Here is a 21,902-nt window from a genome sequence, read left to right as displayed (position 1 = left end):
AATCCGTTTTTTAGTAAGGAACATTGTATGAGATTAGTTAAAAACATTTTATTGATCGTAAGTTTTACTTGGGGTTCTTTGGCGTTTGCATTGAATACACATCTCTTAAGACCAACTGGTGATCAGTATGGAGCTTTTTCTCTACATGGAACCCAAACCCCTAAGGCAGGAACCTTTGAAGTAGGCAGTGTTTATCAATATGTTAGCAATCCCATTGATTTTGAACGATTTAATATTACCAACCAGGATGCAGTAAAAAACTTTGGCGTCATTGATAGTTATTTTAATTTAGGTTTCTTTGATTGGTTATCCTTTGGTGTTGTCTTGCCCATTAATGTTGCAGGTGAAGTGAATGATTTTAATAATCTTAGTAAAGATACTGGACCATCTTTGGGGGATTTGTATCTGCATGCAACGCTTCGTTTTTTAGAAAAACAAAATGGGGTAGGTCTTGCGCTGGTTCCTTTTCTTACCTTACCCCTGGATGTCAATCGTTTAGATCAGTTTAATGATGCTGCACCCACCTTGGGAGCTTACCTAGCAGTAGATAAAGAAATTCAGGATCGACATTACCTTGGTCTTAATTTGGGTGGACAGTATCGTTTTGATGATGAATCTATTTTAGGCAGTTCTCTGACTGTCAGTCATGCATTGTTGTACGCTTTGGCTTATACCTATCATCTAGATCAAGCAAAAAGTATGGATATTTTTGTTGAAGCAAGGGGCGCGAGCAATATGAATGAACTTTTTTCTCAACAAGAAATCATGCCTTTAGAAGCCTTGACAGGACTGCGTATTCGTTTGTTTAAGCAAAAACTCTCTTTGGTTTTTGGCGGCGGCAAAGGCCTAAGTCAAGCATATGCAAGCCCAGATTACAGGGCCTTTGCAGGCATTTCTTATTTGGGTGATCGCGAAGTGCAGCAAAAACAACCCAAGCTTGAAACCCCCTCGCCCCAAAAGCCAGTTGAACCTACACCGGTGCCAAAAAAACCAAAGCTTAAGGCGCCTGAACAAATTTCACAACTGTATGTTGTGGTTAGAGATCAAGATAAAAAATTAGCCATGGTTGATATGGACTTGGTGAATGAACAAGGTGAAGTGGTTCAAAAATATTCAGGAACAAGTTGGAGAAAAAATACTGCTCCAGGCTTTTATACCTTAAGGGTGTATAAAAAAGGTTATGAACCCATAGAAAAAAAGCTGCAATTAAAATTACGCAAGCGGCACAGTCATACCTTAACCCTAAAAAAAGAAAACGATACTCCGCCACCGATGCTGGGCAATAAGATTGATTTTCTGGGCAGGATACAATTCAATTCCGGTAAGGCAACCATCAGGCCCATCTCTTATAAGGCCTTGAATGAAGTTGCAGGAATCATGAAAAAGTATCCACAAATTAGGCTTTTACGTATAGAAGCTCATACCGATAGCGTGGGCTCAGACGCTTTAAACTTAAAACTTTCTCAGCAACGGGCCATGAGTGTTCAATCTTTTTTGCTGGCTGCCGGTATTGAAGCCAGCCGTCTTACCGCCATTGGTTTAGGAGAAACCCAGCCGATAGAAACCAATACAACAGCTGAAGGAAGAGCAAAGAACAGACGTGTAGAGTTTACCGTGGTTAAATCTGATCCAGCTAAAGATTAAAAGAAGTAACCACAGTATGAATAAACTATTGCTTATTGGCAAGAGCCATTTTCAACTCTTAATGTAGGACTGGTATCGGAGCATCCGTCACTGTTGCAAGCTGCAATTTCCATGGTAATGATGTTGCTGATATCTTCATTAACAACAAGCGGAATGTTTCCAATAAATGTGTATGATCGCCAGCCTGTACTTGTCATTTCTTGTGCATTGGTTTGATAGGTTTCCCAGATCTCATCGCTGTAATTGATAGCGCTCATGGTTAAAACAGAACCAAACAATGCAAAAGCGAGCTCATCATCAGAGTTATCGTACCAGTGAAAACGTGGGTAACATTCATCACCAACATAAATAAAATCAACAGATAGATTGCTTGGGGTTTGAGGTGTAAACAGTAAATCGCCACTGTTGCTAACCTCAAATTCTACACGGTTTGAAAGTCTGAAATTACCTTCACGATGCACTTCAATTCTATAGGTATAGCTTTGCCCTGGAACAAGGTTATAATCGGTAAATTCATGGGTCTGACCATCAAACTCTCCAACCACAGCATAACTGTTGTCATTGATTTTACGTTTTAAAATGTAGCTCACATTAGAATTATTATTTGTCCAAGTTAAAAGAATGGATTGAAGGCTAGACTGTTCTTCAACGATGCTGAGCAATGGATCACTTAATTCAGCTGCAGGTGTGCAGGCATCTCCCAAGCCATCGTAATTGGAGTCTACTTGGTTGGGATTGTATACGGTGGGACAATTGTCTTCTAGGTCAGCAATGTTATCCAAATCAAGGTCAGCACCATTTTGGCTGTGTATATCAAAAGGCGTACCTGAATAAGTCAACTCTCGCCCACAACTTTGAACAAGTAAAAGTCCCATGATGCTCATGCCAGATAATAGAAAAAACGAAATATTTATTTTTGTTTTTAACATACCAATATATATAACAAAAAGCATGCCAAAAAAAACAAGCATAAGCTATTGAAAATAAAGTATAAAGTAGCTATTCTGGGCTGCCGTTTTATGGCTCAGTGGGGACACCAAAGAATATTTTAACAATATTGCCCAATGCTTGGGTTTTTTTCATCTTGATTTCAGGATTAAGAATATCAATAACAATATGCAGTTGGGCAGGGTCTTTATCTGCATGGTACCCCGTTCTAATCCGATAAACACCGGTTTGTTCAACCGGTATAGTACGATTAGAAAAACTTTTTTGCATACCTTTTAAAATAATCAATTCTCTAGCAGGCCCATTTCTCAGTGAGCTATGAACAATGTTGCTTTTGTCCATATTTTTATCCGTTTCAACAACCAGAACCCAGTCGTCTTTATCAACCGTCCAAGTTAAATTTTTTACTTTAAGCAAGTTTGAATCAAGGTTTGATTGTTTTGCTTGAGCGGAAGCTAAAGAAGATGATGCAGAGGTTGTTTTTTGGCTTTCTGAAGAGAGGGTTGTTTCTGATTGAGAAAGTTTAGTAGCGCTTGTTTTTTGCCTAGTTGGCGTTGTTTGCTTAGGAGTATTGTTCATCGGTGAATTTTTTGCCTGTTTGGTCTCATCGATCTGATTTTTTTCAGTGTTTGCCTCAGCTTGTTTAGAGTCACCTTCTTGACTGGATGCATTTGACTGACTGACAGCCGTTGAATTGTCACTGGGATTGATTTCTTCAACCGGGGTTTCATTTTTGGTAAGGGCTTGAATTTTTTCTTCTACAGAAGGTGTCTGTACAGAAATAGGGGTTTTTGATTCAGGCGCAGGCAAAAATTGGGCAATAAAAGGAACGTTTTGTAAAGTGGGTAAATACAAGTCTTTGAGCAAATAAGCACTGGCCAGCAGTGAAACAAAAATTAAACTCAAAAAAACTTTAACACCAAAGCTAGAAGAATTTTTTTCAGATTTAGATGGCTTGGCCGTGTTATCAGCGTTATCTAGATCTGGGTCATTCATTTCTTCATCCAAAGAAAGCTCAAAGCTGTCGCTGAGTCCTGAGCCGCTATCAGACAAAACAGAGTCTTGCATACTTGCAAAGGTATGTTCATCGTCAGGACTGGTTAAAGGATCTTCTTCTAAATCATTTAGGTTTAAATTTTGATCTTGGCTATCAAACAATGCGGTATGTGTTGCTTGTGATGGGTCAAGCTCATTATTATTGGTATTCAAGTGTGGGTTGGACACGGTATTATCAATAAGGTGTGCATCTAAATTATCAATTGCATTGCGGGTATTGTTGGGTTGAGCTTGTGTTGTATCACTTGAAGAGGGTACTGAACTTAAAGCATCTTTTAAAGGTTCTGAACCATAGACTTCTTTGGCATCTTGTGCAGAGATTGTTGATGTAACGGCATCGGGTTGATCGTCAATGTCAAAGGGTTTATCGCCCTGACTCTTAGTCTGGGTAACAATAGCCTTAATTAAATCACGGCTGCGATCGGAAATTTCTCTAAAGCGTACACCCATGCCTGCAGGTTCATCAGGAGAAATCATATTGGAACGAATCCAAGTCACTTCACCCAAGCCTTGAATCAGTTGAAAAGAATCTTTCAGTTTAAATTCAAAGCTGACAATGCTTCCTATAGGAAGGGGGTTGGGGGTTTTGATAAACATTCCTCCAGGAGAAATATTGTGTGAAAACTCAGAAACAAATCCACTAAACTTTTCAAACTCCAAGTGAACTTTGGTATTTAAAGGAACTCTATTGGAAGATCTTTTATCAGCACTCATACGGCCATTAGCATAAGATAAAACCAAAAAAAGCGCAATATTATAAAGGACTTGTCTGTATTAATTAAAAAAAATTAAGAAGTTATGCTCGGGGACCTAAAACACATCGATAGTTTTCATATTGTGGATCAATCCATTTTGCCATGATTCCAAGGTAAAAAGGCCTATCATCTGGAGCTACACTCTCATGCGCACCATATTTATTGCTGATATTTTTATTGTTTGAAAGGCTAGTGAACTTACCCCCTGCTTTTTGGCATATATTCTCGTAGGTGCTGTAGAGGTTATCCAAAGTATTAATCAATAAATTAAGATTTTGATCATGCTTCTTACACCGCGGGATAAGATTTTTTGATAGTTCAAATAAAACTGTATTTTCAAGAGTGATAAGATCCTCTGTGGGGGTTATTTTTTTTAAAGTTCCCAATTCATATTTTCCAAATCTATTTAAGGTATAACATGGAGGCAAGGGCGTTTTATTGAATAAAAATGTCGTGTTGGGTAACCTGTAATCAGAATAATCAGAAGAGATATAAGCCTCAAAGGAAGAGAACGTTATTGAAAAAGGTTTGACCCCAGATTTAAGTGCCTGATGCGCAGGAAGGAAAATGAATGGTGATGGTTTCAATTTTTTCAGATTGGAAAATTCAAAAGCTGAATCTGAATAAAAAATTTCGGTAAATGCTTGTCTTACTAAGGAATACTTTTCTATAGAAATTTCACTGGGGACTTTACATGAAAAGGATGCTGCGACAACATCGGTACAGTAGAATTCAGTGATTAAGCGCTCTTGAGCTTTTGCAACGCTATAAATGCATAGAAATACAATAAAAAAACGGGTAAAAATAAATCTTTTTTTAAACATTAGGCTATAAAACAGCAAAAATAATGCCAATATTATTTTTGTAGTGATGCAGACGTCGATAGAGGCCAAAAATCATTCAATAACTTTTAACAATGATAGCATTGAGGGGCCCATTAATTTTAAAAGCCCCTTTGCCAGAAGCATCAAACTTTATGCCAGCAATTTGTAACATGCTTTTTAAAGATTGACCTTCCTTACCAATTTGTATTTTTCCATCAAGGTTGGTGATGCTGCGGTCTATAACTGGCCGTAAGTCAACATAACCATTGATAGATCCTGATATCATGGGGCCATCCATTTTTATAGATTTTATGACGGCTTTTGATTTTTCAGTAGCAGTATCCAATTTCACTTGATCAAATTTAATAGGACTCATCAAGGGGGGACTGATGGTGGCTTGTTTAAGGGTAGTTTTAAGTGTTCCTTCTAAAGATGAGAAATCATTTTTTTGGAGGGCGGCAATATTACTTAAAAAGTTAAACTCTGTTGCAAGTTGGCCTTGGATGGCCATTTTTGCACCGGCACTGGGGATAAATAAATCATGATCCATTTGTAAGCCTCTGGCACTGCCTTTGGCTTTAACAATATCTTTGTTTGCACTCAACTTGGTTTTAAAAGACATTCTTTTTTGTTTGCCATAAACACTGACTGAGCCAGATTTTTTTAAAGGGTATGTTATGAGGCTTAAAGGAGAGATTTTAATAGAAAGTGTTTCAAGTTTAACCCCAGTTTGTGCAAGTGCAGGCACTGGGATATTGGTCACATGCACATTTTTTGCTTTTACACCAATAGGAAAAGCCAAACTTAAGTCATCCGCTTGAATAGAGACACCGGTTTGTTTTTCTACAGTTTTAATGAGATTGTTAAGAATCCCTTGTGCTGGGAAATGCCAGATGAAACCAATACAAAAAACAATTAAACCCAATACCAGATATTGACGATTTTGCCTTAGCGCTTCCTTGCTGGGAAAAACAGAAAGCAATTGTGTTAAAAAGTTTTTCATGATGAAGCCTTAAGTTTAAAGGTTGATACCACAAAGCTTACATTAAGTTGCGAAGGTTCCTTAAAGTTGGGTTTGATTTGTAAAGAAGAGATACGGATCAATTTATTGCCATGTTCAATATCGTATAAAAAATGGATCAATGTTTTTAAATCAATGCTGCTAACTTTAATGGTAGATTGAATTTCATTGTACAAGTCATTGGGTTGTCCAGGACGATCACTGAGAGTATCAATATTAACGCCATACTTTCCAGCTATGCGTTCAAGTTCAGTGGCCAATTGAAAACCAACTTCAGTTCTTCTGATTCTTTGCTCAATATCATCAACAGCAGTTTTGGAACTCTGTAAGCGGGTTCTAAGTTCTTCTATTTGTACCAAGTTTTTTTTGTTGAGATCAATTTTACTTTGAACAGATGACACAGTGCTGGCAACCAGCATGTAAAACAAAAATAAAAATAAAATGTAACCTACCATAGCCGAGCCAAGAACAATATAACGTTCACGATCGGAAAGGCGATGATAGTAAGATTTTAAAGTTTCTATTTGTTCAATAATTTGAGAAAAAGATTCTTTAGAAAAGTTAAGCTTACTCATCTGCGTCTCCTTCGGTTAGATTTCTTGCGTTCCGAATCTGCTTTTTCTTCTTCACTTTCAATGGTTATGGTTAATGTGAAGTTGACCTTACCCGCACTGTCTTCTTTTCTGTCGCCAAGATCAATAGTGCTAAATGTTTTATGCTCTTTAAGACTGCTAACAATTTTATCCACATTCTCAAAGCTGGTTGTTAAGGCATTGAGAGTGACTTTATTGTTATCGATGGAGAGTTCTTTGACGTCAATACTAATATCAGGAGAGATAACATCTGATATGGTTTTTAAAACACTTAAAGCTGTTTCTTCTCCTAAACCAGCAGTAAGAATTTTTTGTTTTTCCTCATAGCGCTTAACTTCTTTTTTTAAGGTTCTTAGTGCAGTCTGAGAGTTATTGGGTTTACGTTTTACTTTGGGTAAAATACTCGAGAATTTTTTGAGAACAACTTTTTCTGATTGAGCGTATTGTGTTCGCAGTTGAACAAAACGTACAGACTGAAACAGCAAAGCAACCACGAAAATAACAGTAATCCATTGCCCAAAAAATAGTGCTATTTTATTGATATCCGATAAATCTTTGGCAAAAGCGAAGTCTCCTTTTCTTAAATCAATGTGAGACATTTTTTGTAACTGCTTACCTTTACCTGCCGCTCTTAGACCCAGGCCAATCGATAAGTTTAAACTTGCTTCTTTATCTTGCAGTTGATTTTTAAATGCATGGTCTTGGGGGATAGCGCCCAAAGGTTCACAGGGTAAGTTCAACTGATTAGAAAACCATGCAGGAAGGTTTTTTAATTGGCTCGTGCCACCAGTAAGATAAATTTTTTCTAGGGCTTGTTCAAATTCTGTTGATGCCCGGTAAAGACCAATGTTTTGTTTAATTTGATTAAGAGGGTTACTAAAGGCAGTGTGTAAGGTTTCAGATAGTTTTTTTAAATCCTCACTTCTTAAAGGGTTTGAAGGTAACTCAAGCACACCGTGAGAGTGTTTAACTTCAACAGCTTGTTCCAAAGTAAGATCAAGATTTTTACGAATAGCTTCTGTTAAATGGGCTCCACCAAAAAACTGACTGCGTATATGCTGAACTTTTCCGTTATAAATGAATACCAAATAACTAAAGCGATGTCCTAAATGTAAAATTCCATAATGCTCTGGTAAATTTTGCTCAGGATTAAACATAAGCGCATTGTTTAAATCACAGGCATCTGTTGTCACAATGGCTGGATCTATATTGGCTTGTTGCAGTAAATCCAAATGTTCTTGAATGTATTGATTTTTTACTGCAGTGGCCAGTATATGTGAGTTGGGTTTTTCAAACTTGATTAAATCATGATCAAAGGTCATTTCATCAATGGGAAACGGTAAAAAATTTTCCATTTCAAAAGGTAGAATTTTTTCAATTTGAGTTTTGCTTAAAGGAAGAACCATGGGTTTAAAGCTGACTTGGGTTGATGGAATAGAGCTGATAACGGTTTTAAAATCAATTTCATTATCTTTAATGAGTTGTCCTATGGCGGCCACTTGTTTTGCAACCAACTGTTCATGACTATCATGCTCACCAATATTCAGAGGGGCACTTTCGTAAACATTGATTAGTTCGCTCTGGGTAAAAGAAGATTCAAACAAAGCTGCTTTGATTGAAAATGTTCCTATATCCAAGCCTAAAATTTTTTCTGCCATACGTTTACCTTACTCTCCAATACATGATTTGTGGTTTTTTTGAATCTTTTCTTGAAACTACAGCATCAATGGTGGTGGTTATTTTACCTACAGAGGCTTGTGCTTCTATTCTGAAATAATCTGAACGAATATCTAAAATACCTTTAACAATATTGGATATGATAGGGAATTGGCCTTCTTGCTGGCTTTCTGCACCACCACATTGTGAATTAAGAAAAGCAATAAAGCCACCGTCTCCTTGGCCAATACTTCTAAACGCTTGCAGCTCTCTAGCTTGAGTAACCAGTTGAGCACACTCTAAACGGGCTTTGAGGTTGGGTAAGGCTTGTCTATTAAACAAAGCTGCAATCAGTTCTAAAGGGGCGGTATTGATATTAATTTTACCCAAAGGCGTTACTTGCTGGGTAGAGAGTTTGGGAAGTTTGGCATTAAAAGGATAAACAGTAATAAAGGGTTTTATTTCTTCAAACAACTCTTGAGTCATGGGTTTGAGCAATTTAACTTCATCGACAGTGTAAAACGGTCCATTTTTAACATGGAAATTGGGAATATTATCCAACATGTATTGGGCATCTTCTATCCCGCCAGACATATGATTGACTTTACTGTCATCGTCCACCCAGTCTTCAATAGCCCATAACAACTCTCTATGATCTTTATCTTTATTAAACCGTTTGAAACGGTGAGATAAGAGCAAATTTTCTAAAACTTCAGAGGTCCCGGACCATCTTTTCTGCGTCCCAGGGCCACCAGAGCCCACATCGTTAAGGTTAATTTTTGCGCTTTCATCATAAATGTTAGAAACAAAACTTCCACCTAGTTCTTGACTGAGTTGTTCAGGGCTTTTTTCCAACAAACTGCTTCCAATAGGCAAGGGGTAAGGTAAAGGCATTGCCCATTGCATTTCACTCAGGTCATCTTTTTTACCACCAAAGTTGGTTCCTGGTATGGCAGGGATTTGGTCCAAAGCCGTATCTAAACTTAAGCGCATAAGAGACCATCTAAACCCTGCTTTTGCTAGCTCATAAGCTTTAATATAATCACGCTTATTGACAACCAAGCTGGCGCTGACTTGTGAACGATAAGATATTTCAATGGCCAAGGTGGTGATGATTGCAATGATCATCAGAACCATGGTCAAAGCCACCGAACCTCTGGTTTTTTTAGGGGAAAAACGCTTTTCCCCAAACCAATAAAAAACGTGGTTTTTATTGGCTTTCCCCTTTGCGAAGAAAGCCTTATAAAACAGCATTCCATTTTTTAATCGCTTGATTTTATCTAAAGGAGGGATCAATCTGTGCCTCCTTGTGGTGTTGGACTTGGATTCGGATTCGGATTGTTTGGGTCGGGTGTTGGTGTAGCTTTCTTTTCCAAGCTTAAATTTTGCCACATGGGCAAGTCTACGGTGTTAAAGAAGCTGTATTGACGTTCTTTATCATCTTGCAAGACCAGTTTGATTTTAATCAACTGGGGCAGTTTGTTTCTTTGAGCAACAGCAGTGATGTCCCAAGAAGGGATGTGTTTTTCTCCATCAAAATATTCAAGACTAAATTCAACTACTTTATCTGTAACGTCAACAAAATCCGCTAGAGCTAAATCAGCATCGTCTTGAGGTGCAATAATAGGTACTTCGCGACGTTGTAAAATATTGAGTTGTGAGTTGTCTGGGTTAGGGACAATTTGATAGCTAACCAAGGCTTGATCACTTTCCTTGGCTTCATCAGAGCTGGGCATATGAACCAAGGCGGTGAAGTCTATTTTATCCAAATTACCGTTATCTTCACCCTTAAATCGTGTAATAGGCCGAGTAGCCTCAACATGAAAGGTTTGAGAAAGATCAACTTTGACTTTGTTAACAACGGCAGTGCCTAACTCTTGAATGTCGGATTTTTCATCAACCGTTTGCTGCGTTCTAAAGGTTCCCCATAGGGCTGAGTAACAAATGGTACCTATAACAGCTAAAATGATGGCTCCCATCATAAGTTCAAGAACAGTAAAAGCGCGTTGTTTAAAAAATGGATTAAGGCCGGTTTTAATCATTGAAACCCACCTTCTTCATTATTACCCCCACCCAAAGCTTGGCTCATGCCTTTGACCATGCCTGCAATATTACTGGATGCTTGTTCATCGATGAGATGGGTGACCACAGCATAATTTTTTTCTGAGTTGCCTTCTTTCCACAGAATTTCAACGCGTAATTCTAATAGAGCTTTACTCCACGCCTCAGTAACACTCTTAAGAGGACCGTCTAACAGACCAGCGCTGCCTTCACCTGTGGAGGCGCCTTCTTCTCCCATGGCTACTTTAGCCATGGCAGCAAAGTCTGGAGCTTCAACGGGCTGTGTTTGATAGCGCCATGAAAAACGTTGTAAAGCTTCATCTTCAAAAGTACCTTCACCTGAATCAGGAAATTCAGATAAGCTTCTACGGTTGGCCTCAACCGTAAGTTCAGCCATTTTTCCTTGAGCTAAAGAAGTGGCTTGGTCCAAGAGTAGAGACTTCTTTGTTAAATGCAATGAACTGGATTGATTTTCCATCAAAGCCACAAGCGCAATGGATAAAATCATCATTGCCCCCAAAACCTCAACAAGACTAAACCCAGCAGTTTTTTTTGTTAAAGGGGAATCTTTAGTAACAGTTTGGCCTCCTCTTTTTTTCAATAGTTTTGTTAACAAAGAGGAGGAAAGACCATGTGCCGAATCCGAACGCAAATGGGTGCCGTGAACGACATAAGTTGTACTAAATTCATCACAAGGCTTTGCCTTGTTCTTCATAAGTACAGCTTTATGAATCTGGCCAAAAATTACATGCGCTCTGTTAAAAAACACTGACCTCTCCTTTTTCAATGCGGCTTTGGCCGCCTATAGGAGGAATGATAATGCTATAAATATTTTCATAGTCATTTTCTAAATAAACAATAGACTGTGTTGAAAAGCCATTGGGATAAAAATCTAAATAGATGCGGCCTTCATTTTCTACATCATTGATATTGTTTTGGTCATTACCAATAGATGCTTTATAGATATGTTTAATGCGTAAGCCACTGGGGAGCTTTGACTTTTTTAAGTTTCTTTCTTTTAAGGTTTCAAAAGTAGCCTCCTGTTTTTCTGGCTCACTATCACCAATGCTGTCTTCTGCTAGCTTTTCAAAAGCTAAGATGGCATCATCAATATCCGTGGAGCTATCCAAAAGAGGCATTTTTTCAACGGGGACAAATACACTGGCCCAGTAGGTGTTGGCATCAAGATCAAAATAAATTCTAATATGTTCACTGCGCATGATGGCTCGGTCATGGGCGGCTTTAAAAAAACCAGAAAGCTTGGTTGCAGTGCTTCTTAAATTGCCGCGGGTAATTTGATTGAACTTGGGCAAAGTCAAACGAGCAAATAAAGCCAATAAGACGATAACAAACATCAATTCAATGAGTGTGAATGCTGAAAATATTTTTTTATGTGAATAGTTTAATAACATTGTTAAGAGTAAACACCATACGGTATGTTTCAACCGTATAGTGTTTAAGCAAGTTTAAGTTTAGTCTAAAGACTCACTGGCCCAGTTGGTAATATCATCAACTGTACCATCTTCTTTATCCGGTCCCATGGACCATAAATCAAAACCACTGGTGTTATTGATTCCATTTTTTTCATATTGATATTCATTTTTCCATGGATCAAGCTTGATTTCTTTTTTATTTAAGAAACCACCATCAGGAAAGCCCGGACAGCCACTGCTAGGCTTTTCAATTAAGCCTTGTAATGTGTCTGGATAGCCTCCGCATTCCATGTCATAAATATCCAAAGCTTGGCTAAAAGTAGAAATTTCACTTTGAGCCGCTTTTATTCTAGAGCTTTTTAGCATTCTTGAAACCCCAAGTCCTGCCAGTCCAGATAAGAGCGCAATGATCACCACTGCAGCCATCAATTCCACCAAAGAAAAACCAGCGTTTTTCTTGTACAGTTTAAGTTTATTGTTTTGTTTCATTATTTTTCTCCTTTGTCGTTGGTTGTTGTTAAAATTTTAGCCCATTGCCTGATTCATATTAAACATGGGTAACATCACAGCTAGCACAATAAAGCCAATGCCCAGCATTAAGACCAGCATCATCAGAGGTTCTATCAATGAGGTGATGGTTGAAACTGCGCGATCGACTTGCATTTCATAGGTTTGGGATATTTTTGCTAGCATCCCCTCTAGTTCCCCGGTTTTCTCTCCCACAGAAATCATATGCGTCACCATGGGTGGAAACTCACCAGAGTTTTTTAAGGGAACCGATATTGAATCTCCTTCCCTTAAGTTGTTGCGTACTTTATCAATCACTTCAGTCAGCACTAAATTATTAATCACATTTTTAACAATGTCCATGGCGGTTAAAATAGGAACACCACTAGAAAGTAGAGTTGATAAGGTGCTGGCAAACCTAGAAATAGAAACCATTCTAAACAGCTTGCCAAAAAGTGGCATATTTAAAAGAAAACGATGGTAGTTGTAACGGCCTTTGTAGGTTGAAAGGTATTTTCGGATACCAAAAACAGTGACAACAATCACACCCAGGGCAATATACCAATACGAGGTAAAAATATTACTCAAGGCAATCAAGATTTGAGTGGGCAAAGGAAGTGCTTGTTCTAGGTCATTGAACAGCGTAATCAATTTTGGAATAATAAAAGTGAATATGACAATGACGGCTAAAAAAGCAATACACACCATGGCAATAGGGTAAGCCAAGGCTGAACTGACTTTACCTTTAAGTTTGTCCTGGTTTTCTGTGTAATCAGCCAAACGATTCAAGACAAGATCAAAAGCACCTGAGACTTCACCGGCACCAATCATGTTGACATAAAGTTTATCAAATGTGTTAGGCACATGCGGTTGCATGGCATCCGCCATACTGCTTCCTTCATTAACTTTTTCTTTAATGTCACTGAGGGCTTTTTTTAAATTTAAATTTTCTACTTGTTCAGACAAAGCTTGAATAGATTCAACCAAAGGAATACCTGAAGAAATCAAAGTGGAGAGTTGACGGGTCATCAGGGCAATATCCCCAGTTTTGGGTTTACCTCCACCCAACTTGATTTTAACATTACCGGGAACACTTTTTTCATCTTTGGCTTTGGATTCTTTGGCATCTGATAAAAACATGCCATCACGACGCAGTTTTTCACGCAAGTCATTACGATTATTGGCTTGTAAATAGCCATTGATAGTTTTGCCTTGGGCATTGATGGCTTGGTATTCAAACAAAGGCATCAGTCATCAAATCCTATTTCATCTTGAGTTACACGTAAGATTTCATCAATGCTGCTGGTGCCATCCAAGACTTTTAAAGCACCATCTTCACGTAAAGTTAGCATTCCATGTTCTATGGCTGTTCTTTTAATGGTGGCACCGTCAGCACCACTTAAAATTAAAGGTTGAATATGATCATCAATGGGTAAAATTTCATGAATACCGGTACGCCCCTTGTAGCCGGTTTGACTGCACTTAGCACAGCCTTTGGCTTGGTAAATGGTTTTGCCCTCAAGTTTATCTCTGGTAACATTAAGTTGCCTTAACTCTATGTCTGTAGGGGTATAGGGCTCTCTACATTCTTTACACAGTTTCCTTGCCAAACGTTGAGCCATAACGGCTTCAAGGGCATCGGCTATTTTAAATGTATCAACACCCATATCTTTTAAACGGGTAACGGTGGTGCTGGCATCGTTGGTGTGTAAGGTTGAAAACACCATGTGACCAGTCATCGATGCTTTAATGGCAATTTCCGCCGTCTCTTTATCCCGAATCTCCCCGATCATCACCACATCCGGATCCTGACGCAAGATAGAACGTAAACCAGCAGCAAAAGTTAAATCTACTTTTTCATTCACTTGAATTTGACTGATTCCTGCCAATTGAATCTCTACAGGATCTTCAACGGTAATAATATTTCGTCCCGGTGTATTGATACGAGATAAACAAGAATACAAGGTTGTACTTTTACCAGAACCTGTAGGACCGGTAACCAAAAAGATACCATGACTTAAATGAACCACTCGATTAATAATTTCTAGCTGCTGTTTGGTAAATCCCAGATCTTCTATATTCAATAAAACATTAGAGGTATCTAACAAACGCATAACTATACGTTCACCAAAGGATGTGGGTAAAGTAGAAACACGAATATCCACATCTCTACCACCAATTTTAATTTTAATCCTTCCATCTTGTGGAATACGGCGTTCAGCAATATCAAGGTCTGCCATAATTTTAACCCTTGAGCTGATGGCATTGTGAGCCTTGCGGGGTGGACGCATGATTTCATTGAGTACACCATCTATTCTAAAGCGCACAGAGACATCTCTTTCACCGGGTTCTATGTGAATATCACTGGCACCATCTTTCACCCCTTGGAACAGTAAAGCATTGACTAAGCGGATGATTGGCGCATCGTCTTCACTGTCTAAAAGGTCTTCAGTTTCGCTCAAATTCATTTGTGCCAAATTTTGACCTTCAATATCATCAATCAAGTCTTGGTTAATGTTATTATCGGCTCGGGTGGCCTGGTTGTAAATTGAGTTGATGGCACTGACAATATCATCTTTCCAAGCCAATACCGGATTGATATCTGCTTGTAAAAGCAACTTTAGATCTTCCAAGGCTTCCATCGATTTTGGACTAAAAATAGCAATGGTGTAAGCGAAGGCAGTTTTATCAACAGGAACCAGTGTAAATTTTTTAGCAAAGTTAATGGGAATATCTGCAATTAACTGGGAGTCTAAATCTTTAAGTTTTTCTGCATCAATCAGAGGGATGTTCAATTGCAAGCTGCGAGCTTGCATCAGTTGCGTGGAGGTAATCCACTTTTTTTTAAGCAGATAATCCACCAAGGCAGCTTCATTTTGTCCTTGCGCCATGGCTTCAGCCAACTGTTCTGGGGACATGGATGTTGTTTGCGTTAAAATTTCTCCCAAGCTCATGCCCAAAAAAGACACGTCTGTGGGTGCAGTAAAGCCATTGTCAGTTAAAGATATCTTTTCTTCAGCCAACTGCGGAGCTTGCCAAATTTCCGTGGCTTCTGAGTCTGAGGCTACGGTTATTTTATTGGCTTTTGTCCGTTCGTCTTTCATGAGTTCACCTTCAGTGCGGTTGTTTTTTGTGAATCAAAAAAGTCATTGCTTGGACCTGTGATGGGTGCAGATGGCGTATTCTCTTTGTTTTTATTTTTAATACGAATGGTTTCTTCTAACTTTTTGTATTTTAAGTCAGGGTGATCATCCATACGATTGCGTTTTAAGAAACGTTTACGCTCATCATTTTTATCCATGGTAATGCGCTCAAGATCTTCAGGGTAGCGAACAATATGTGGCGTTATAAATAAAACCAAGCTGGTTTTGTTGCGTGACTTGGTTCTGTTTTTAAATAACCAGCCAATGATAGGAATATCACCCAAAACCGGAACCTTGCTTTCTGAGTCACTGATTTTATCACTGATTAAACCACCAATGGTCACAGTTTGCCCATCTTTAACCAAAACAGTGGTTTGGGTTGAGCGTTTGGATGTGGTTGGACCAAAAGTTTCAACATTTGCACCTGCAACCAAGTCTTGGCTTTCTTGAAAAATTTCTAAGGTCAACTCATCAGATGAGTTAATTTGTGGTGTAATTCTTAAGGTTGTTGCAACATCTTCACGTTGTACTTGGTTGATGGGCTGATTGTTAACATCTCTACCTTGTGCGGTGATAAACGGAACAACTCTACCCACAACAATTTCGGCTTCAGTATTATCTTGGGTTAAAATATTGGGAGTGGATAAGACATTGATGGTTCCATTGCTTTGCAGCATCTTGAACAAACCACCATAAGCGGGTAATGTTAGTATATCACCGCCGGCCAAGGGTAAGTCAAAAGTAGGACCTTGCAATAAAGCGGTAAAACCTTGTAAAGCAGTTGGGTCAGTGGATGGGAATGCTGAACTGTTACTACCAAATGTGGTTGCACCAAAGATTTTTGCGCCGCCGCCCAAGTCACCACCACCATGACCAGTTAAACCAAACTCAGAAGCTTTATCCAGGTTGACTTCTAATATCATGGCTTCTACAAATGCTTGAGGTCTACGAATATCAAGCTTATTGATAACAGGAATTAAACTTTCATAGTCTGTTGGTGAAGCGGTAATGACCAAGGCGTTGGTGTAAGGATCAGCAGTAACCTGAACTTCATCGCTAAGAACAGGAGAACCAGAAGTATTATCATTTGTATTTCTATTGATATTGGGGTTGCGATAAGCCTGACTAGAGAGAATCGTGTTACGACGCCGTAAACGCGAGTTTCTATTGTCATCATTATTAGCACTGTTGCTCGATACGCCAGAAAGAATTTCAGCCATTTCCGTGGCATCAGCATACTGCAAGTAATGAACATGAACACGACCTTTGCCAGCAAGGTCTTGCATGGCTTGATCCAATTGCACAATAACATCTTTAATACGCTTAATGCCTTCTTTGTTGGCAACCACAATCAGTGAGTTTGTGCGTTCATCAGGAATAATTTTTGAAATAAAATGACTGCCTTCAGCACCAGAAAAATCGTTGCTTGGAGTGTTGGCGTTATTTGGCGTGCTGGGTCTATTGGGTGTATTGGAGGGACCCTTTTTACTGCCCTGAATATCAAAAAGCTTTTCTATTTTTTCAGCTACATCTTGAGCGGCGGCATATTCTAAAGGTATGAATTGAATACTTTCTTGAAAACCTTCTTGATCAAGACGGTTAATGATTTTTAGCATCCGTTGAATGTTGGCAACATTATCAGTTAAAATAAGCATGTTGGTTGGGGCATATGCAATCAGGTCACCATTTTTTGAAACCAGGCCGCGTAGAGATTTTACCAGTTCTTGAGCATTGCTGTGTTGTATGGGTACAAGACGAGTAATGAACTCATCATAGTTACCATAAGGTTTGCGTGAACTTGTGCGTAGAGGTTGAGTTTTCATGTCTCTGATGGGAACAATTTTATACAACTTTCCAACTTTAACCACAGTGAAGTTCTTAACCTCTAAAGCAGAAATAAAAGCTTGGTAGGCTTCATCTATTGAAACCGGACTTGGAGACACCAAGGTTATTTTTCCGCGGACTTTTTCATCAAACACAAAATTACGTTCAGTGAGTTCGCTTATTGATTTTGCTATTTCAGCAATCTCTGCATCAACAAAATCTAAATTGACTTTGCCTTTATCCGTAACTTTAAAAACGCCGGTGTCTTTTTTTTGAGCTACGGGTTTTTTTGTAGGGGTAACTTTTGGACGGGCGGAATCAGTTTCTTTATTTTGCGGTTTTGCTGCTGGTTGAGCTTGAGGTATTTGTTTGACAGAAGATTTCTGTGTACTATTTTGTACTTGAGTTAAGGGCGGTAAAGGAGACTGGGCAAAAACAGTAACACTTAAAAATGTTAAAGAAAAAAGGGTTGATAAGTGAGGTCGTCTTTGTTTCATTGTGAGTATTATCCTTTTTAACGCATTACTGAATTGTTATATCCAAAGTTTTTTTACTGCCCCTGCGCACCATGTCTATATCAACATTGCTTTCGGTTTTAACCATTTGCAACATGGGCAAAGCTTTTTCCAAACTATCCACCTGCGTACCGTTGATGCGTTGGATTTCATCGCCGTTTTTTAAACCCAGCTGGTCAAAGATACTGCCACGACGAATAGCAAAAATTTTAAAACCGGTAACTTTGCCGTTGTTATAGCTTGGAACCATGCGTGCATCTTGTAAAATTTTATTCAAGTCATTGAGGGTGGATTCAACTTTAGACCGTGACAAAGTGATTTTATCCCCATCACGTTTAATGCCAGCGCTAGAAGGACTGCTTGGCCTTGAACTTCTTGCCGGACCACGAGAAAACTGTGGAAGCTTTGCTACTTCGATGTATTCTCTTTTGCCTTTACGGTTAAAAAACACTTTATTGCGCTGGATTTCATAAATGGTTGCTTCACCGGCAAAAGTTTGTCCCACTTTATAGGTTTTTGATTTACTTTCACCGTTAACGGTAATGCTGGCATAAGAACTGGACCCAGTTAAAACCATGGTTCCTAAAAGCTGAGCATTGATATCACTTTTGACTGGAGCGGCATTGGGATTAAACTGAGGCTCATTGACAGCAACTTCCTCTGTACATGCCGTACGCTTGGCAGAGTCAAAAATATTACGTTCACAAATTTGCATAAAACGATCCACAGTTTCTCGCTGTGCAAATATAGAAGGTGTAAGTGCTTGTTTTTTGGGTGCAGATGACGACACAATGGCTGTGGTCGTTGGAATAAACATCGCAACCACTTGTGCCAATAATGCAGAAAGCAACCATGCAACAAGGGCTGTTCCAAAATAATTGGTCAAGGTACGGTAATGTTCTATGATAAATACGCCGGCTTTCATTTTTCTCTCTATTTATATTGTATAAAGTCTTAAAGCAGAGGTCATGGTATTTAAGTGCCTTTAAGGTGTTGAAAAGTAAAGACTTTTTTAAAGCTAAGGAAGATTTGACCTGTCAAAATCATAGGCTTTTGCCAAAATGACAATAGCGTATTGCGTTAATTGTTTGTATATGCTATGAGCTTCTCATATATTTGCCAGCTCAATATTAAACATTGAGCTTAGCTTAACCGGTCATCTATACTTAACTTATTATCAGGGGGAAACAATGATAAGAACACAGGTACAATCTTTTTTTTTAATACTATTTTTTTCGTTGCTCAGTGTTGAAGCAAAAAACATTATACTTTATCCCGAGACACACGGATCTAATAGATGTGATTTGCAATTTAAAAAAATACTTGGTGAGTCAAAGCAAAGCAATGCACTTGTTGCTCGAGAAGGTAGGATAAAGTCCGTTTTTCCAAATCAAGTTGTCATTGAACAAAGTCCCTGGATTTTCGAAGTCAGTATTATTGCGGAATATTTAAACTTTATGAGAAACAAAAATATCAATAATGTAACGGCGGCTGTCCAAAGCATGGGCAGAGCAGCCACCCAACTTTCTTATCTGCAAAAATATACTGAAATGAACAATAAGGCAACGTCAGTGGTGACGATTAATCGTGGTAAAGTAACAGCAAATAAAGATGCTCAGCAAATGTACAATTTTTTTGTGCCGGCATATCAAAGCTATCAACGTACTGGTCAGATTGATTTGAATAGCTATGAGAGAATTTTTGAGCGTGTTGCTTTGAAAGTCGAAGATTATGTTAATAATCAGTTTGGAAACTTAGAAACAGTTGTTTCTGAATATGAAGACTTTTTTGAAAAAAATTGCTTAGAGTCTTTTTTAGATTACTATGACCCAAGCATATATACACAATTATCCAAGGACCTTAATGCTTATGGTAAGCATCAAGATTGGTTTTTTAAGTATGTGATTGCCTTTAAAAATCAACTATGGCTTGATAGCATCAACCAAATCTTTAAGAATAAGGGTGACGACTCCGTTATGTCTGTGCAAGTGGGCCTATTGCATGTTGATCTTTTAGCTGAGATGTTAGCAAATCAGGGCTATGACGTTAAGATAGAACCTTTGTGTCGATAAAACACAGCAGAGCTTTCCGGGCCCAAGATGCCTTTTTAAACCCCATCTTGGGCTTTTTTAATCAAGAAGGATTGTTTATTTTTATTGATTGGCATAATCTTCAAGTTTTCTGTAAATGGTTCGTTCGCCGACGCCTAAAAGTTTGGCGGTGAGTTTTTTATCACCGTCTGTTTTTTTAAGCGTGTGTTCAATAACGGTGCGTTCAATGTTACTCAGTGGTGTTCCAATGGGAATGTTGATGTAATCTTTTTCCAGGCTTTCTTGTTTATGTTTGTAGCTTGCAAGGGTCTTTTTTAAGTTTTGATTCTCTTCCAATAAGGCTTGCCGTTCAAAACACTTTTCTATACTGCGCAAAAGAGATGCTTTTCTAAACGGTTTACTGATAAAGTCACTCGCGCCCTTTTTAATGGCATCCACGGCCAACTCAATACTGCCATGCGCAGTCATTAAAATGATTTCTATGCTGGGATTGATGGTTTTTAAGGCGCGCAATAAATCCATACCATCCATTTTAGGCATTTTAATATCACTTAAAACCAGATCAATTTTATGTTGGTTCATGATATCCAAAGCTTCCAAGCCTTGAGTAGCACTAAAAACAGTGTATTCTTTGGATAAAATTTGATTCAATAAAGCATTGTTGGCGGCATCGTCTTCAACCAACAAAATATTTTTTTTCATTGTACAAAAGTTAGCGTCATATTTATAGAAGTTCAATAAATAAATGGATCGTCAGGTTTATTGGCAAAAATGTGTTATAGAGACAAAGTGAAAAAGATAACGCAAGCTCATCTGGCCCTGATTCTGGTTACGATTTTTTGGGGCTTAACCTTTCCTTTAATCAGACAAGCCTTGGTCAACTTGGACTCTACTTGGTTTGTGTTTTTACGTTTTGTTTTGGCCAGTATTTTATTTACACTTTTGTTGTCGCTGCAAAAAAAATTTTATTGGCATAAGCAGCTCTTGTTGTGGGGCTTGGCTGTGGGAGCATTAAACAGTTTAAGTTACAGTCTACAAACCTTGGGATTAGAAACGGTTGCTTCAGGACGAGCCGCATTCATTACCGGCTTGAATGTTGTGATGGTCCCTTTATTGGCGGTAGCATTTAAAGTAGCAAAATCCAAGGGGCTGGATTATCTTTGTGCAGCTTTGGCCTGCTTGGGTATTTTTATTCTATGCAACCCTAGGCATAGCGCAGTGACGTTTGGTGATGTTATGGTGTTTATCAGTGCCATATTTTATTCTTTATTTGTTTTAAGTTTACAAAGGGTGGCTAAAAAATTTCCCAAACATTTAAGCATCTTGGCCTGTTATCAAGTTTTTGGTGTTTTACTGGCAAGCGTTTTTTTTCTACCCTTTGCCAAAGAAGTCCCCAGCAGTTTGAGTGGCCAGGCATGGGTGGCCATTATTTTTTGTGCAAGTTTTGCAACGGTCGGGGTATTTTGGTTGCAGACCCATTATCAACATTACACCACCCCACAAAGAACAGCTTTAATCTTTTCTCTTGAGCCAGTATTTGCCGCTTTATTTGGCTATTGGTTGATTGCAGAGAAACTGGGATTCAATGAAATTATGGGTGGAGCTGTGATTTTGCTTGCGTGTTTATTGCCTGAGCTTGTTAAAGCAAAGTCAAAGTCGATAAAGTGAATGTTGTATTGTCTTAAGGTGTTCATTGAAAAAAATGAGTTTACGTTTATGCATTATGAATAAGAGAGCTTGAGTACGGTTGATGCGTGAGGAGGCAGCTGAGCTTGTCGTTTTATTTGTCAATGGATTGGAATAGATAAAAACAGGCTATAGTGCTTTAAGCTCAGATCCTCATGACTTAAGAGGGAAAGAAGATTTTTTGC

The 21,902-nt window shown here is 38.5% G+C and carries 19 protein-coding genes; 3 read left to right on the top strand and 16 right to left on the bottom strand.

Features of this window, described 5'->3' with window-relative positions; translation table 11 throughout:
- Window positions 1-27 precede the first annotated feature (27 nt).
- Window positions 28-1,644, top strand: coding sequence for an OmpA family protein (locus tag MRY82_01430; GenBank protein ID MCI5071590.1), 1,617 nt, complete (start codon window positions 28-30; stop codon window positions 1,642-1,644).
- A 32-nt stretch (window positions 1,645-1,676) separates the two neighbouring features.
- On the opposite strand, the gene MRY82_01425 is transcribed toward MRY82_01430, so the two are convergent.
- From MRY82_01425 to MRY82_01355, 15 genes are all read right to left on the bottom strand, one after another.
- On the bottom strand, window positions 1,677-2,519 hold the full coding sequence (locus tag MRY82_01425; GenBank protein ID MCI5071589.1) for a fibronectin type III domain-containing protein: 843 nt from the start codon (window positions 2,517-2,519) through the stop codon (window positions 1,677-1,679).
- A gap of 142 nt (window positions 2,520-2,661) precedes the next feature.
- The gene (locus tag MRY82_01420; protein ID MCI5071588.1) at window positions 2,662-4,362 is read right to left on the bottom strand and encodes a TIGR02266 family protein; all 1,701 of its coding nucleotides are present in this window, start codon (window positions 4,360-4,362) and stop codon (window positions 2,662-2,664) included.
- Between the two features lie 82 nt (window positions 4,363-4,444).
- Window positions 4,445-5,227: a hypothetical protein gene (locus tag MRY82_01415; protein MCI5071587.1), complete on the bottom strand. Its 783-nt coding sequence runs from the start codon at window positions 5,225-5,227 to the stop codon at window positions 4,445-4,447.
- Between the two features lie 76 nt (window positions 5,228-5,303).
- Entirely contained in the window at window positions 5,304-6,230 is a 927-nt protein-coding gene (gene gspN / locus MRY82_01410) for a type II secretion system protein GspN (GenBank protein ID MCI5071586.1), read from the bottom strand.
- A complete protein-coding gene (gspM, locus tag MRY82_01405; protein MCI5071585.1) occupies window positions 6,227-6,823 on the bottom strand; it encodes a type II secretion system protein GspM in 597 nt (198 codons plus the stop codon). Before gspM ends, gspN begins: the two co-directional genes overlap by 4 nt.
- Entirely contained in the window at window positions 6,820-8,499 is a 1,680-nt protein-coding gene (gene pilM / locus MRY82_01400; GenBank protein ID MCI5071584.1) for a pilus assembly protein PilM, read from the bottom strand. Before pilM ends, gspM begins: the two co-directional genes overlap by 4 nt.
- A gap of 4 nt (window positions 8,500-8,503) precedes the next feature.
- On the bottom strand, window positions 8,504-9,889 hold the full coding sequence (locus MRY82_01395) for a general secretion pathway protein GspK (protein MCI5071583.1): 1,386 nt from the start codon (window positions 9,887-9,889) through the stop codon (window positions 8,504-8,506).
- Complete coding sequence (locus MRY82_01390) at window positions 9,790-10,539, bottom strand: hypothetical protein (GenBank protein ID MCI5071582.1); 750 nt, start codon at window positions 10,537-10,539, stop codon at window positions 9,790-9,792. Before MRY82_01390 ends, MRY82_01395 begins: the two co-directional genes overlap by 100 nt.
- The gene (locus MRY82_01385) at window positions 10,536-11,273 is read right to left on the bottom strand and encodes a type II secretion system GspH family protein (protein MCI5071581.1); all 738 of its coding nucleotides are present in this window, start codon (window positions 11,271-11,273) and stop codon (window positions 10,536-10,538) included. The genes MRY82_01390 and MRY82_01385 overlap by 4 nt, the downstream gene beginning before the upstream one ends.
- Window positions 11,274-11,316: 43 nt before the next feature.
- Complete coding sequence (locus tag MRY82_01380; protein ID MCI5071580.1) at window positions 11,317-11,970, bottom strand: hypothetical protein; 654 nt, start codon at window positions 11,968-11,970, stop codon at window positions 11,317-11,319.
- Between the two features lie 60 nt (window positions 11,971-12,030).
- Complete coding sequence (locus tag MRY82_01375; GenBank protein MCI5071579.1) at window positions 12,031-12,480, bottom strand: type II secretion system protein GspG; 450 nt, start codon at window positions 12,478-12,480, stop codon at window positions 12,031-12,033.
- Window positions 12,481-12,516: 36 nt separating this feature from the next.
- Entirely contained in the window at window positions 12,517-13,746 is a 1,230-nt protein-coding gene (gspF, locus tag MRY82_01370) for a type II secretion system inner membrane protein GspF (GenBank protein ID MCI5071578.1), read from the bottom strand.
- Window positions 13,746-15,602 carry a type II secretion system ATPase GspE gene (gene gspE / locus MRY82_01365; GenBank protein ID MCI5071577.1) on the bottom strand — a complete coding sequence of 619 codons (1,857 nt, stop codon included), beginning with the start codon at window positions 15,600-15,602 and terminating at the stop codon, window positions 13,746-13,748. Before gspE ends, gspF begins: the two co-directional genes overlap by 1 nt.
- The gene (gene gspD / locus MRY82_01360) at window positions 15,599-17,962 is read right to left on the bottom strand and encodes a type II secretion system secretin GspD (protein MCI5071576.1); all 2,364 of its coding nucleotides are present in this window, start codon (window positions 17,960-17,962) and stop codon (window positions 15,599-15,601) included. The genes gspE and gspD overlap by 4 nt, the downstream gene beginning before the upstream one ends.
- A 25-nt stretch (window positions 17,963-17,987) precedes the next feature.
- Window positions 17,988-18,905 carry a PDZ domain-containing protein gene (locus MRY82_01355; GenBank protein MCI5071575.1) on the bottom strand — a complete coding sequence of 306 codons (918 nt, stop codon included), beginning with the start codon at window positions 18,903-18,905 and terminating at the stop codon, window positions 17,988-17,990.
- A 265-nt stretch (window positions 18,906-19,170) separates the two neighbouring features.
- Here MRY82_01355 and MRY82_01350 point away from each other — a divergent pair, with 265 nt between their 5' ends.
- Complete coding sequence (locus MRY82_01350) at window positions 19,171-20,052, top strand: hypothetical protein (GenBank protein MCI5071574.1); 882 nt, start codon at window positions 19,171-19,173, stop codon at window positions 20,050-20,052.
- An 81-nt stretch (window positions 20,053-20,133) separates the two neighbouring features.
- Here MRY82_01350 and MRY82_01345 read toward each other — a convergent pair whose 3' ends face one another.
- A complete protein-coding gene (locus tag MRY82_01345; GenBank protein ID MCI5071573.1) occupies window positions 20,134-20,733 on the bottom strand; it encodes a response regulator in 600 nt (199 codons plus the stop codon).
- An 87-nt stretch (window positions 20,734-20,820) separates the two neighbouring features.
- On the opposite strand from MRY82_01345, the gene MRY82_01340 reads away from it, so the two are divergent.
- On the top strand, window positions 20,821-21,699 hold the full coding sequence (locus MRY82_01340) for a DMT family transporter (GenBank protein MCI5071572.1): 879 nt from the start codon (window positions 20,821-20,823) through the stop codon (window positions 21,697-21,699).
- Window positions 21,700-21,902: the final 203 nt, after the last annotated feature.

This window comes from bacterium (genome assembly GCA_022763185.1).
Classification (GTDB): Bacteria; Bdellovibrionota_G; JALEGL01; order JALEGL01; family JALEGL01; genus JALEGL01.
This window is presented reverse-complemented; position numbering and strand designations above follow the sequence as displayed.